The sequence below is a fragment of the Pontibacter actiniarum genome (genome assembly GCF_003585765.1).
Classification (GTDB): Bacteria; Bacteroidota; Bacteroidia; order Cytophagales; family Hymenobacteraceae; genus Pontibacter; species Pontibacter actiniarum.
Genome location: NZ_CP021235.1, coordinates 865,623 through 879,517 on the forward strand (window position 1 = coordinate 865,623; position 13,895 = coordinate 879,517).

Annotated in this window: 13 protein-coding genes; 4 read left to right on the plus strand and 9 right to left on the minus strand. The window is 53.5% G+C overall.

Features of this window, described 5'->3' with window-relative positions:
• Positions 1 to 50: 50 nt before the first annotated feature.
• Positions 51 to 2,078, plus strand: a complete 2,028-nt coding sequence (locus tag CA264_RS03710) for a heavy metal translocating P-type ATPase (protein ID WP_025604710.1) — start codon at positions 51 to 53, stop codon at positions 2,076 to 2,078.
• A 139-nt stretch (positions 2,079 to 2,217) separates the two neighbouring features.
• On the opposite strand, the gene CA264_RS03715 is transcribed toward CA264_RS03710, so the two are convergent.
• From CA264_RS03715 to CA264_RS03725, 3 genes are all read right to left on the minus strand, one after another.
• On the minus strand, positions 2,218 to 3,174 hold the full coding sequence (locus CA264_RS03715) for a multidrug resistance efflux transporter family protein (protein WP_025604711.1): 957 nt from the start codon (positions 3,172 to 3,174) through the stop codon (positions 2,218 to 2,220).
• Between the two features lie 38 nt (positions 3,175 to 3,212).
• Positions 3,213 to 4,100 (minus strand): AraC family transcriptional regulator, encoded by an 888-nt coding sequence (locus CA264_RS03720; RefSeq protein WP_025604713.1) that lies wholly within the window; start codon positions 4,098 to 4,100, stop codon positions 3,213 to 3,215.
• Between the two features lie 120 nt (positions 4,101 to 4,220).
• Positions 4,221 to 5,099 (minus strand): helix-turn-helix domain-containing protein, encoded by an 879-nt coding sequence (locus CA264_RS03725; protein WP_025604714.1) that lies wholly within the window; start codon positions 5,097 to 5,099, stop codon positions 4,221 to 4,223.
• Between the two features lie 165 nt (positions 5,100 to 5,264).
• On the opposite strand from CA264_RS03725, the gene CA264_RS03730 reads away from it, so the two are divergent.
• On the plus strand, positions 5,265 to 5,663 hold the full coding sequence (locus CA264_RS03730; protein ID WP_025604715.1) for a DUF983 domain-containing protein: 399 nt from the start codon (positions 5,265 to 5,267) through the stop codon (positions 5,661 to 5,663).
• Between the two features lie 165 nt (positions 5,664 to 5,828).
• On the opposite strand, the gene CA264_RS03735 is transcribed toward CA264_RS03730, so the two are convergent.
• From CA264_RS03735 to gntA, 3 genes are all read right to left on the minus strand, one after another.
• On the minus strand, positions 5,829 to 6,746 hold the full coding sequence (locus CA264_RS03735) for a DUF808 domain-containing protein (RefSeq protein WP_025604717.1): 918 nt from the start codon (positions 6,744 to 6,746) through the stop codon (positions 5,829 to 5,831).
• Between the two features lie 141 nt (positions 6,747 to 6,887).
• The gene (locus tag CA264_RS03740; RefSeq protein ID WP_025604718.1) at positions 6,888 to 7,481 is read right to left on the minus strand and encodes a DUF1989 domain-containing protein; all 594 of its coding nucleotides are present in this window, start codon (positions 7,479 to 7,481) and stop codon (positions 6,888 to 6,890) included.
• Positions 7,482 to 7,516: 35 nt separating this feature from the next.
• On the minus strand, positions 7,517 to 8,236 hold the full coding sequence (gene gntA, locus CA264_RS03745; protein WP_025604720.1) for a guanitoxin biosynthesis heme-dependent pre-guanitoxin N-hydroxylase GntA: 720 nt from the start codon (positions 8,234 to 8,236) through the stop codon (positions 7,517 to 7,519).
• Positions 8,237 to 8,458: 222 nt separating this feature from the next.
• Between gntA and CA264_RS22045 the strand changes: the two genes are divergently transcribed.
• Positions 8,459 to 8,602: a hypothetical protein gene (locus tag CA264_RS22045; protein WP_157593629.1), complete on the plus strand. Its 144-nt coding sequence runs from the start codon at positions 8,459 to 8,461 to the stop codon at positions 8,600 to 8,602.
• A 2-nt stretch (positions 8,603 to 8,604) separates the two neighbouring features.
• Here the strand turns inward: CA264_RS22045 and CA264_RS03750 are convergent, their stop codons facing one another.
• Both CA264_RS03750 and CA264_RS03755 read right to left on the minus strand, forming a co-directional pair.
• Positions 8,605 to 9,429 carry a hypothetical protein gene (locus tag CA264_RS03750; RefSeq protein ID WP_025604722.1) on the minus strand — a complete coding sequence of 275 codons (825 nt, stop codon included), beginning with the start codon at positions 9,427 to 9,429 and terminating at the stop codon, positions 8,605 to 8,607.
• Between the two features lie 43 nt (positions 9,430 to 9,472).
• A complete protein-coding gene (locus CA264_RS03755; protein ID WP_025604724.1) occupies positions 9,473 to 11,902 on the minus strand; it encodes a TonB-dependent receptor in 2,430 nt (809 codons plus the stop codon).
• Positions 11,903 to 12,304: 402 nt separating this feature from the next.
• On the opposite strand from CA264_RS03755, the gene CA264_RS21755 reads away from it, so the two are divergent.
• Positions 12,305 to 12,466 (plus strand): hypothetical protein, encoded by a 162-nt coding sequence (locus CA264_RS21755; RefSeq protein WP_157593630.1) that lies wholly within the window; start codon positions 12,305 to 12,307, stop codon positions 12,464 to 12,466.
• 351 nt (positions 12,467 to 12,817) lie between these two features.
• Here the strand turns inward: CA264_RS21755 and CA264_RS03760 are convergent, their stop codons facing one another.
• Positions 12,818 to 13,552 carry a hypothetical protein gene (locus CA264_RS03760; protein WP_025604725.1) on the minus strand — a complete coding sequence of 245 codons (735 nt, stop codon included), beginning with the start codon at positions 13,550 to 13,552 and terminating at the stop codon, positions 12,818 to 12,820.
• Between the last annotated feature and the right edge of the window lie 343 nt (positions 13,553 to 13,895).

Genomic DNA, 13,895 nt, shown 5'->3' on the forward strand with positions numbered 1-13,895 from the left:
AGAAGAGGAAAGCAGCAATTGCACCAGGAAGAATCTTTTAGAAGAAGGATATGACGAAGAAAAAGACATCGAATGAAAATATAGAAGAGGATTTTAAACCACTGGAAATCACTTCGCCCCGCACGGCGGAGGCCCCCGGACCAACCGTAGGCGATACGTGCTGCTCCCCCGGCGGTAAGGCCAAAGCGGCAGGAGCAGAAGGGCACGAAGAGGCGGAAGAGGAGGCAGAGGCGTCTTACGTGCCCACGGCCATCAGCCTTTTCCTGCTGTTGGCGGGCATCCTGCTCGACTTCCTGGACACGCCCTGGTTCAGCGGCTATGTGCGGCTCCTGACCTACGGTGTGGCGTATGTGCTGGTGGGTTGGCGCGTTGTGTGGCACGCCATCAAGAGCCTTCGGGGCAGCTTCTTTAATGAGTTCTTCCTGATGAGCATGGCTACGCTGGGGGCCTTTTACATCGGGGAGTATGCCGAGGGCGTGGCGGTAATGCTGTTTTATGTTATCGGGGAGCACTTTCAGGAGGCGGCGGTGCTGCGCTCCCGGCGCTCCATCAAAGCGCTGATAGACAACAGGCCGGATGAAGTAGGGCTGGTGTCGGAGCAAGGAATCGTGACGGTGAAAGCCAAAGGAGTGCAGGTGGGCGATGTGGTGCAGGTAAAGGCCGGGGAGAAGGTGGCGCTGGACGGCGTGCTGCTTTCCGAGAGGTCCTCCTTTAACACCGCCGCCCTCACAGGGGAGTCTAAGCCTGATACCAAAGCCAAAGGGGAGCAGGTGCTGGCAGGCATGATCAACCTGGACCGCGTGGTGGAGCTGCAGGTAACCTCCGCCTATGAGAACAGCGCCCTATCCAAGATTCTGAGGCTGGTGGAAGAGGCTGGCAGCCGCAAGGCCAAAACGCAGCAGTTCATCACCCGGTTCGCCAAAGTATACACGCCCATTGTTTTCTTTCTGGCCGTGGGGCTCACTTTTTTGCCCTATTTCTTTGTGGAGGATTATGACTTTAACCAATGGCTGTACCGCGCGCTCATCTTCCTGGTAATCTCCTGCCCCTGTGCGTTGGTTATCTCTATTCCGCTCGGCTATTTCGGGGGGATCGGTGCGGCTTCGCGCAACGGCCTGCTGTTTAAGGGCTCCAATTTCCTGGACCTGATGGCGCAGGTAGACACGGTGGTGATGGACAAGACGGGTACCCTGACGGAAGGCGTGTTCCAGGTGCAGCAGGTAGAGACGGTGCTGCCGGACAGGGCCTGGTTCTTGTCCGCTGTTGCCGCGCTGGAAAGTAAGTCTTCCCACCCCATTGCCCAGGCAGTGGTGGCCGAAGCGGGGGCTGCTCATCAGCGCCACGTGGTAAAGGATGTTGCAGAAATCTCCGGGCATGGCTTGAAAGGGGAGGTAGACGGGAAGCAGCTGCTGGTGGGCAACGGACGCTTGCTGGACAAGTATAACGTTCGCTACGAGCCGGGCCTGAACGAAATTGTAGAGACCATTGTCATGGTGGCCGTGGATGGAGCCTATGCTGGTTACATTACCATTGCCGACAAAACAAAGGCAGATGCGCCACAGGCTATCCAGCGCATGCGGAAGCTGGGCGTGAAAAGGCTGGTGATGCTCTCTGGGGATAAGGATACAATCGTGCAGAAGGTAGCCCGGGAGCTGCAGCTGGACGCGGCCTATGGCGGGCTGCTCCCGCAGGACAAGGTCCGTAAAGTGGAAGAGCTGAAGGCGGAAGGCAGAACAGTGGCTTTTGTGGGCGATGGGATCAACGATGCGCCCGTGATCACGCTGGCAGACGTGGGGATGGCCATGGGCGGCCTTGGCTCCGACGCCGCCATTGAGACTGCAGACGTGGTGATCCAAACTGACCACCCCGCCAGAATCGCAACGGCCATTAACATAGGCAGGAAGACGAAGCAGATTGTGTGGCAGAACATTGCCCTGGCCTTCGGCGTAAAAGCCATTGTACTTATTCTGGGTGCCGGAGGGATGGCCACGATGTGGGAAGCGGTATTTGCAGACGTAGGCGTAGCCTTCCTGGCCATCCTGAATGCCGTGCGCATCCAGCGCATGGATTTTGAATAACCAAACAGGAACAGAAGCCACCCTGGCTGTACGGCAGGTGAAACAGCTACACGGGAAAGGCCTTCAGTTATGCTGAAGGCCTTTCCCGTGTAAATGGTAACGGCATAGGCAGGCATCAAAACGACATGCCACGTATAAACTAAGCAGGCTGTAGCGCCTTGTGCCGGGAGGGGATGCTGTAAAGTATAAGCCCGACGGTGACAAGCAGCATACCGGTGTTGCCAAGCCAGTTGGGCCATGCAATGCCTAGCAGCAGCACTTCTCCAAGCACTGTTACAACTATCTCCACGGACTGCGTTGCCTCTACTGCCGCCAGGGAACCGGCATCCAGCCGGGCCAGGTGCATCGCCTTAAAGAACAGGATACACCCTACTACCCCGGAGCTTAAAGCGATAAGGAGTACTGCCAGCAACTGCTCCTGGCCGGGCAGGCCAACCTTCGCATAGCCGTACAGCATGAGTAAGAGCTGCGCGGGAAAGCTACCGATGGCCGTACCGGCAACTCGCTGGATGGCGCTGAGCTCGTGGCCGCTCTCCTCCACGTGTAGTAAAAGCTTCCGGTTAGCCAGGGGCCAGGTAAAGGCGGCGAGCAGCACCAGGCTAATGCACCACCAAAGCTGTTGCGGCGTATAGCTCCCGTTCTTCTGGCTCCACTGCATGCAGGCGATGCCCACCATGATCAACAGCGAGAGCAGCAGGGCTTTGAGCGGGATTCTGGCGCGGTGGTCTTTGTACAGGAAAGGGGAGAGCAGTATGCCCGCCACTATGGTAAACTGAAAAACGCCCGCCACCAGCCAACCCGGCCCGAAGGAGGCTGCAAAGGTCAGGAAGTAGTAGGACAGGCCGAACGCTACCCCGCCCCACAAGAGCCACACCTGTAGGTTCTGGCGCATGGCGCACAGCAGGTGCCGCAGCTGCCCCTTTGCCGAAAGTATGGCCACGAGCAGGAGCATCAGGAAGAACGAGCGTAAGCCGGCGGTCCAGGCCCAGTGCCCGCCTTTAGCAGACAGGAAGCTGTTCAGGATATAGGTAGAGCTGAAAAAGACGCAGGCTATGCAGCCGAGTACAATGGCTTTGAGGTTGCTGTTGGTTTGCATAAAAAATACATTTCTGCAAAGCTATGGCGGCAAGCCCCTCAGGTAGCAGGATTTTCTGCGGCAAGCATGGTACTTTCAGAACCTCCGTTCCTTAGCTGTGTGGGCGTCAGGCCAGTCATCCGCTTAAAGAAGCGCACAAAGTAGGAGGCATCGTCAAAACCGAGCTCGTAGGCGATTTCTTTAACAGACAAGCTGCTGAAAAACAGGAGGCGCTTGCTCTCCACCAGCAGGCGCTCGTGCTGCATGTCGGCCACGGTGGTGCGCAGGTACTGCCGGCAGAGGCTGTTGAGGTGCTTCGGTGTGATGTTGAGGGCGTCAGCGTAAAAGTTAACGCTGCGGTGCTCACGGTAGTGGCTCTCTACCAGGCTGCTGAGGCGGAACAGGCGCTCACTTTGCCGCGCCGGCGTAATCTTCTCGATCTGTACATGGCACTCCCGCAGCAGGTACTGCAGCAGCACGTACAGGTAGCGCGAAAGAATGGCCATGTCCGGCTGTGGCTCCTGCAGTTCCTTTATCATAAGGCTTACCAGCTCTTCGAAGATCTGCCTTAGTTTATCCGGCAGGTCGAGGTAGGGGTGCTGGTATACGGAGCTGAAAATAACGAAGGTGTCGTGCGCCCGCATCCCGGTTTCCTGCAGAAACCTTTCGGAGAAAGAAACCAGCACGCCCTTCTCCTGCCGCGACTGCCGCTGGTGCGCCTGCCCTGGCCGCAGGAGAAACACCCGGCCAGCCTGTAGAGGGTAGTGCTGGAAATCTATGAGGTTATCGCCCCCCTTTGTTTCCTGCACATACATGATCATGTAGGCGTCGTGGCTATGGGGCACCTCCGACAGCTCACTGGCATATGTCTCCAGGGGCATAATGGTGAGTGCCTTCTGGTTTAGTAAGTCCTGGATGGGGAGCTGCTCAGCGCCTGCGTGTTTCATACGGCAAGGTAAGGAAAGCGTGCGAAGCGGCCACCGTGCCGGCAGGAAAAACCGTGCAACGTATGAGTGCTTGCGTAGCAGCCCTGCTTCCCCGAGCAGTTTTCCCTGTTCTTTCTACGGCTACTTGTGGGCAGCCCTGAACTGCTCCGGCGTGAGGCCGGTGAGTTTCTTGAAGAAACGGAAGAAGTAGGTGTTGTCAAAGTAGCCAAGCTCTGCCGCGATCTGGCTGATTGTCAGGTCGGCGTGTACAAGCAGCCTTTTGGCCTCCAGCAGGGTGCGGTACTGTACAAGCTCAATGGTTGTTTTGCCTAAAGACCTTCTGCAGGCGGCGTTCAGGTGCTTCGCCGTAACGTTTAGCTGATCTGTATAAAACCCCACAGGCGCGTGCTCTTTGTAGTGCCGGTCGATCAGCCTTTCCAGGTTTTGCAGAAGCGCGTGCTCGCTGCCCGGTATTTCTGTTTCAGCCTCGCGTGACAGGAACATGCGCGTCAGCTTAATCAGGAGCACGTCTAGCAGCCTGCTGAGCATGGTGTCCTGCATGGGCATTTGCTGCCGGTACTCTTGCTCCAGCAGCCGGATGCTTACCGTTAGCGCCGCCTCCTCGTCCTCGGAAAGGGTTAGCAGGGGCTTGTTGAGCAGTGCGTTGAAGAAGGGGAAGTCAAACAGCTTCCGGTGGGGGTACTCTTTGGCGTAAAAATCCGGGGTGAAAAAGATGACAAAGCCATCGGCATCCGGCGAAAGCGTCCAGCTGTGTACCTGGCCCGGAGTCATGAAGAAGACGGAGCCTGGCCGGACAGTGTACTCCCTGAAGTCGATGGTGTGGGAGCCTGTGCCGCGGGTTACAAACAGAATGATGTAGAAACTGTGCTTGTGCGGCTCCCGGATAAACAGGTGCTCCTGCAGGTGGGCGGCAAATGAGCTAAAGTAGAAGTACTGCTCCTTTTGGGCTAGGGCGTTGAAGTCCTGGATCTGGTAAATGGGCAAGTGTTCCTTCTGCATACGAGCTGTTTTGGCGGCCAAGTTAGCAAGGTATTCCGAGAAGGCGCGGATGCTGCTGCAAGCGCTTCGTTTTTTGGTCTGAAAAGTACAGTATATTGGAGCTTTTGTCCCGTAAGAATAGTAAGGTGATATCGTACCTTTGTGTGAGTAAACAAGTTTGGAGAAATGAGCCAGAGAAATTCATTACTATACAGCATTGTGGCGTGTAAATGCCCCAGATGCCGTGAGGGAAGCATGTTTAAAGAGGCCATGTACAGCACGAAGTTTGCAGACATGCACCAAAGCTGCCCCTGCTGCGGGCAGTCTTTCGAGCCTGAGCCGGGGTATTACTACGGCGCCATGTACGTTAGCTTCGCCTTTAACGTGGCGATCTTCTTAGTGTCTCTTTTTATACTTTACCAGTTTGTGGAGGAGGTTACTATGGCGATGATGATGGGCATTGTGGTGGTGGTGGTCGTTGGGTTCCTGCCGGTTATCTTCAGGCTGTCGCGGTCGCTTTGGATTAATATATTTATCAGGTACGAAGGACCCTGCGGCGAAATACCTAAAAAGCTGCACGAATAGCTTACCCTTGTAGGTGTCTTATGCTTAGGCGCCTGTGGTAAGACTTACGGCCATACAAAAAGCCTTCAGCGTGCGCTGAAGGCTTTTTGTATGGAGAGCAGCCCTGTTTTGAGACTGACGTGAAGTCTGTTCTGCTCTACAGGTGCTTCTGTTGCCGTGGAGACCTTAGAAGAGCTTACGGGCAGCCACCACCACTTTTTCGATCACGCCGCCCAAGATCAGGCCTCCTATCGCGCAAACGAAGGCTTTGGCCAGCCAGGCAAGGGCAGGCACGTTCGCTAGGGCCACCTCCAGCTCATGCAGGGCATGGCTCGTAAAAGGGATGCCGTGTGCGATGATCTCCGCCCCAACCCACAGCATGGCTGCCGTGCCAACATAGCCCAGGATACTCAGGAAATGCGGCATGAACTTTACAATACCGTGCCCGATTGCCCTGACGCGGTGGTGGTGATTTTCTTTGGCCATGTGCAGCCCGATATCATCCGCTTTCACCACCAAACCCACAAACCCATACACGGCGATGGTAATGAATATGGCCACGGCCAGCATCACGGCAATCTGGCTGACCAAGGGCTTGTCTGCCACGGTAGCATAGGTGATGGCAACGATCTCACCGGACAGGATTAAATCGGTACGCACGGCGCTTTTAACGCGAGTTTTCTCGAGCTCCTCAGGCGTGATTACTTTCAGGTCATCCCCTGCGCTTTGCGGCGTATCGGCGTGGTGCGTAGCAAACATGGAGTGTACTTTCTCATAGCCTTCGAAGCAAAGGTAGGCCCCGCCCAGCATCAGGATGGGAGGGATGGCCCAGGGCGCAAAGAAACCCAGGATCAGCGCTGCGGGGCTTAGCAGAAGCAACTTGTTGAGCAGGGACTTCTTGGCAATCTGGTAGATGATCGAAAGCTCCCGTGAGGGGTCCAGGCCCACAACGTACTTGGGCGTTACTGCTGTGTCGTCAATGACGATGCCGGATACCTTGCCCGTTGTTTTTGCCACCTGGGTCGGCACATCGTCCAGGCTGGCTGCACTTACTTTTACCAGTGCAGATATGTCATCTAAAAGAGCGAGAAGTCCTGTAGCCATTAAATAGTCGCTTACCGTTTTAAAGAATGTTGCTGTTTTGTGGTCCGTTTTTTACACGCTGACAAAGCGGGTATTTTTCGCCTGGTAAATAACGCGATTTTGGCCGGACCTATGCAAATGCAAGCGGCTGTTTCGCGGGCACTATTTTTTCTCTGCCCGGATAACCTCGTATTGAATAGGCTTAAAGCTGTAGTTGTTCGATTGCTCTGCCGAGCAGGCGGTTAGCCCCACAATAAGGTCCATCTTTGCCTCCAGCAGCACATAGTCGCCGGCCTTGCTGGTAGGCGGGTCCACCGAGAGCTTGCCATCGGGCGCAAACTGCACGTTCATAAAAATGTTGAACGCCGTGGGGACGTCATCAGGCGCGATGTCATACTTTGCCAGGTTGGTGTACAGGTTCTCGAAGCAGCTGGGGTGGTACTCCGGGTTGTCGTACATGATCTGGAAGGTCTCGGGGCTGCAGGGGGCCAGCAGGAAATCGTTGCGGCCGTTGGTATCCTCCAGTATCTCCATCATCTGGTGGCTGCGGTTGCTCCAGAGGTGGTGGCCTTTGGTAATGAGGATGGTTTCCTCAAAGTCCAGCGTTTTTCCGGAGGAAAGCTTTTCGCGTTTATCCGCTGCGTTAAAGAGCACCATATCGCTTACCTGCTCGCCCTGTGGGTCGATCACTTTCAACCTGTCTCCCTTTTGTAGCTTAAATGCGGCGCCGGTTTGCCTGGCTATCGTTTCTATCATTTCTTCTTGTTGCGTGGCTTTTTTTAGTTGCGTGTTTATCGTTTACCTGCCAGGAAAGGGCATTTCCAGTGTTCGCCCACGTGGCGGCCGCTGTACTGCGGGGCCTCCAGCCCCTCGTCGAAGTCCTGCAGCATGGGGTTTATACTTCCGTCGTAGGCTACCTCCCGGTCGCGGATCACCTTTTTCATGTTGTCGTAGGCGCCTTTTGCCCGTAACTGCTCAAACTGCCCGTGCAGGTTGAAGGCCATGGCCGTGTAGCCGAACTTCCGGGCTTTCCGGCTGGCGTTGGGGTGCAGGCCCACTACAAAGAAGGCCGTGCCGCTGTAGCTGAAGCTAAAGTCTGTGTCATTCGGGTTGCTGCTCACCGCGGGGTCCCAGGGGTGCTGGCTCTTGTCGCTGTCGTGGAGCAGCTGTAGCTGTGCCCACAGCTGCTGTTCAAACGCAAGTTCGGAGGTAGGTGCCTCTTCCTTGAAAACAGCGATCATGGTCATGTACTCGCTCTCGGAGGCCAGCGTCTCAGCTATGTAACGCTGCAGGTCCCGGCCTAGCTGCGCGGTGCTTTCGGCGGTGGCCATGCTGCCGTACACGCCTACCCGGATCTGCCGGGAGTTAAAGGCCGCTTTGGCACCCACACAGGGGTAATTTGAGTCTCCGACCTTTTCGGTGAAGTTGTGGTAAATATCCTGTAAAGACCTGTCGTCTGTTGCCTCCAGGTCTTCGGACGTAAAATATGTTTGTGTTGCTCTAGGGCTCATAGTTCAGTTATTTAAGGTGCCGGACAAGCCTGTTCTTTTGCCGGAGCAGTACCGTGGCCGCCTGCCAACGGCAGTGGTGCCTGGCGTACCCTTAGGCAAGATTTATGTTGAGAAGGCGTTGGATGGTAGTTGAGGTACTCTTCTTCTGCCTGTGTTGTCTGCTCGTATGAGACACGCTGGCTCGTCCGGTGCTAAACCTTATACTTTTTCAGGCCAAAAAGGATGCAATTTTCTGAGGCCGGAGCAAAGCTTCGCCAGTCGGCAACCTGTGGCAGCCAGCGGAAGACAAAGCCTGTGGTAGGGCTGCAGGAGGTGCGGGCGGGCAGCTGTGGGAGGTACGCCAAAGAAAGCATCCCCTTAAAGTGATGTTATGCTTTGCTGGAAATTGGTGCTACGCTTTGCCGGCTGCTGCTCGCGTTCCTGAAGAAGATAAGTATAGCTGCCAGGGCAACTACTGCTAAACCAATCCAGGCTGTGGTAATAATCTGTGAACTTGCCTCTGCGTTTAGGTCGCGGTGCTTCAGAATGATACCGTAGAGCGCCCACACGCCTACCAGCCCAACATAAGGGTTAGACCTTGCAAATACCACAAACACTACAATCAGCGTGGCTGCCACAATCATGATCGTAGTCCAAAGTCCCTCACTCAGCCCAAAGCCATCCCAGCCTAAACCAACTAAGGCAGAGCTGATGTTGGCAACAGTGGCAATGATGATCCAGCCAAAGTATAAACTGAGCGGCACCTGCGTAAACCAGCGTGAGGCAGCAGAGCGGGCAGCGTTAAAAATATTCAGCCGCAGGTGTATCAGCAGCAGCGTTACCAGCTGGGTAAGTATAAGCAGCACCGAGATCACCAGCCACTCGTTTACCCAGGCAATAGTCCAGAGGCCGGTGGCCAGGTTGTTTACCATAAACAGGTTGCCCAGGCGCTGCAGGTCTATGTTAGCCTCATGTTCAGGAGACGCTTTAAATGCTTTTATCAGATGGTAAATACAGAAGATGGATAGCCCCAGGTAAATAACGCCCCAGATCGAAAAGGTGATGCCTGCAGGTGTAAACAGCGCCGGGTACTGAGCCGACACATCACCAATGGTCTGGCTATTGAAAACTCCGAACTGCGTAAGCTGCGAGGGTACCAAATGCACCAGGAAAAATAAGGTGTTCAGTACGGCCAGTGTTTTGATGTTTTTCATAGTATAGGTGCGGTTGTCTGAAAGTTATACGTTACGCAAATGCTTAAAATTCAACTATAAATCCTAAGGTTGGCACCAGGTTGCCGTCGTTGTTCTCCAGTACCACGGGTATGGCGTTGCTGCCGTCTAGTTGCAGCGGGTTACCGTCTGTGGTGGCAAAGCCTGAGTTGTCTTCGGTGCGCTGGAACGTATAACGCTCAAAGCCGGGCGTGTTGCTGCCCAGTACATTGGCAATATCCAGGAACAGGTCTAAGGTGATGCGGTTGAGGTTCCATTTCTTGTCGATGCGCACGTCGAGCTGGCTGAAGGGTTGCAGGCGCTCTGAGTTTAGCCTGGCGTAGTCGAGTATGCCTGTCCCTAAAGAGGCGTAGTTGCGCTGAGATGCCTCCAGGTCGAATGGGGTAGCTGGCGCACCACCGGCAAATCTATACTTGGCTCCGAACTCCCAGTTGCGCGGCAGCTTCTTGCCCAGCAAGCCGGACACTAGGTGGCGGTAATCCCAGGCGCTGGACACGTAGTTGCCATCCAGTCCGGCAAATTCACTCACTACGTAAGTATAAGATAGTACCGAGAACACGGTGCCTGTCAATTTTTTCTGGAGGTAAAACTCTGCACCGTAAGCCCTGCCTTTGCCGTTTGTAGCAACGGCCTCGTTGCCGATAGCGCCAAAGTCGCCGCCCTGGTTTGCCAGTGATATGCCGTCTCTAATGGAAACAGGGTAATTGCCGTAGTCTTTGTAAAAGGCCTCCAGGGTAAAGCGCAGGTCTGGGCGTGGCAGAAACTCCGTGCCCAGCACATAATGGATAGACCGGGTATAATCAGCCTGCTTGTTCAGGTAGCGGCCGTCTTCCCGGTAGCCCAGCACAGTATAGACAGGTAGTTTATAGTAAATGCCCGAAGAGGCGTTAACAGTCCACTTGTCGTTGAGCAGGTAAGATACCGCCAGGCGCGGCGACAGCGTTTCCAGTGGGTTATTTCCCTCGTCGGTAAAGGAGTTCATGTCGGTACGAATGCCCAGCGACAGCCCCAGCTTGTTATCCAGCACCGATCTGGACACCTGCCCAAAAGCCCCGTAGCGGAAGAAATCCAGGTTGGTGTCGTAGTCTAGGATTACGCCCGGCTGCACCAGGTTGTTCTGCTCATCGCGCAGCTCTTTCCGGATAACGCTGTAAATGTCGTTGGTAAACTGCACATACTGGCCCGACACACCATAAGCATACCGCCAGCCGTTTTTATACTTGTTCACGTTCAGGCGCAGCTTGTTTTCAGTCTCGCGCGAGCTGGAGTTCAGCGTCAGCGCCTGGTTTTCGCCTTCTTCGGCGGCTTCATACTTTTTCAGGCCATTGTCGAAGGCATTTCGGCTCAGGGCCAGGTTCACGTAGCCATCATTGATGAGCCTTTTCACAGCTACACCAGTGGTATAATTCCATTGGTTGATATAAGGAGTGGAGCGCAGGATGTACTCGTTTTCAGGCGTACTCTCGCGCGGCACCCCAAACGAGAAATCATCAATAGCACCTACGCCTATAAAGGAGATAGATGTTTTATCGTTTAGTTTGTGGTCTATTTTATACTGGAAATCCCAGTAGCTGGGGCGGATAGGCAGGTCAAGCAGTTTGAACAGGAACTCTAAATAGGATCTGCGTGCTGATACCAGGTAGGTGGTTTTTTTGCCCACAGGACCCTCCAAAGTTGTGGCGAACTCGGAGCCGCTCAGGCGTATGTTGCCCGAAAAACGCTCCGGGTTGCCGTAGCGCTGCCTGAACTCGAACACCGAGGCCAGCGCATTGTCGTAACGTGCATCAAAGGCAGAAGAGCTTAATTTAAGGTCTTCTATAAACGAAACATTAAGTATGCCGGTGGCCCCACCGGAGCTGCCTTGTGTGGTAAAGTGGTTGATAAGCGGAATCTCGATGCCATCCAGGTAATACACGTTTTCGTTTGGAGCGCCTCCGCGTATGATCAGGTCGTTGCGGCTGCCGCCCCCGGTGCCGTTGGAGGCCACACCTGGCAGCACCTGCACCACCTTCGAAATATCGAAGTTGCCGCCAGGGTTGCTGCGGATTTCCTCCGTCGTCAGGCTCTGCACCGACAGCGGCGTAACCAGGTCGGCCACGGCGGCACTTTGCCTGCGGTTGGCCACCACCTCTACCTGCTGCAGTTGGCTGGCGGCTGGCGCCAACTCAAAGTTCAGGATCTGTACGTTGCCCACCGTCACATTCACGTTAAACCTCGACTGCGGCTGATAGCCGATATAAGAGCTCTGCACCGTATAGCTACCCACCGGAATACTCTCTATCCTGAAAGCGCCTTGCTCGTTGGTGACGGTGCCTTGCTGGCTATCCACCACCTGCACCGATACACCGATCAACGGCTCCTGGGTATTCCGGTCGCGCACCGTGCCGGTAATAACACCTGTTTGGGCAAAGGCAAACACCGGTAGTAGAAAGGCAAATAGAAGTATAAATCTCATAAAATACATGGTGGCTACGGATAATGCCCTTATTACAGGCTTGGTATAAGATTGTTCAAAAATGCGGTTTAAATTTAATTATCAGCAGAGAGGTTCTTGTAATAATTTACGCAGCAGAGGCAGTTGGTTGGGTCGTGTGGCGTTAGCTAGCCCTCTCGACTCGTAAGTTGCCTTTATCGTCTCGTATCTTCCACCAGCTTTTTTCTGCTTTCTGAGCCTTCTATACACAAAAAAGTGCCTTAACTTCGGTGATCTATTTCTTTGGGTCAATCCTGTCTTAAGCAGCTCCCGTTACCTTTAGTGCAAAAGCAGTTTATTTCCTTTTACTCGTATAAAAGAGAATATTGTAGAAATTAGGGCTTAACAAGGTCAAAAAGCAGCAAAAATAAATAGAGGTAGGCAATGAGTACCAGATCAAGAGACCAACAAAAGAAGCAACGCCAAAAAGAATTTAAAGAAAGGAAAGAACATCAGGACTCCTTGAAAGCCGCGGCAAAAAAAGCTAAACGCGACACATCTAAAAAGGATGATGAGGTGGACAGGGTGCCCAAAACGGAAGACTAAGTAGAGGCTTTCTCGTTCAGAACAGCTGGCGGTTTCATTATTAAATGCCGTGGGGCATCGCAAGAACGTATGCTGTGGTGTAAAGCAATTGTCGCTGACTACTAATAAAGCAAAACCCGTATCTGTGCCCTTTTTTAGTAAAACGGCCGTGTTGGTAGGAAAAGTTAGGGTGCTGGAAGATTGGCCTCCAGTAGCTCCCGCTTGGCTGTTCAAAAATCAAAATGAATTTGTTTATGGGGCGAGGTTGCTATGAAGGAACAGGTAATTTATACTTACTCCCTCCAGCAAGCCGCTACACACTCTCTCTATGCAGTGATAGCGAAACCTCTCGGAGTAAGTAGTTAGGCTGTTTTAGGATGGCATGTCATCAACAACCAGGTCTTGCAGCATGTGTGCCAGGATAGGGGCGCATTTCTCGCGGCAGGCGGGGTAAAACGCACCGTGTTTCCAGAAGGCAGACTTAGGAGATAAGCCCCACCAGAACTCAGCCAGTGCCAGCGGCTTCATGTGGTGCTTAAACGCGTAATGCAGCAGTTTTGGAGCAGCACATTCCCCGGCTCCGGCAGGCGGGTTACTGCCGGCGTTGTTCCTGAAAATTTCACGTAAGCTTTTTTCTTCTCCGGCCTGGTTCAGAAAGTAGTACTGATTAAAAAGCATTGCCTGAAGGGCAATCGAGTTTTCCTTGCGGACTTGTTGAAGCTCTGCGATTTTGTGCTGGTTAACCGCTGTGTGTGCTTCTTTCAGGGAGCTAATTTCCTCGTTTATGCGTGTCAGCTCTTGCATCCCGTTGTTAAGGAAGCTGCCTTCTGTGAGCGCGTCATAAACAGGCGGCACAAACTTAGCATGATGGTAGCCTCCAGCCAGCTTCCCCGAAAAAGCCGCCAGGTAACCTATCTCGCCTTGTGTAGTCTGTACCACCAGCACACCAAACATCTTTCCGATGACTTTTCCTTCCTGGCCGCTTTTCAAACCAAAGTTATGCTCCCACTCATTTTGATGCTGAAGGTACTCCTGTAGTTCTGCAGAAGCCTGTAAGCTAAGGGCATGAGGTTTATACTTATACGGGTAAGTAAATTTTTCTGGCAAAGAAGCGAGTAGGCCTGCATCACGAAGTGGTGTGAAGCATTTATCTGTGGGTACTAACTGGTGTAACAAGTATGCGTGTGTTTTATCGGATCACTTTTGGCTGGCAAATTTAGCAAGAAGGAACAAACTTTAGATGATGCGCCTTAGTGGATTTTGAACTCGGAAGTAGCTGAAACAGAAGAACAGTGGACGTTTAACTATTAGTATAAACTCCATACGCGTTGCGTTTCGTTCACATCCTGTATCAAAGCGCAGATTTTGGTGCAAAAAGAAAGAGGGAAAAGCGATTTTGAAAATCACTTTTCCCTCTTGGTAGACCGAAGGAGTGAATTATCTAACTTTA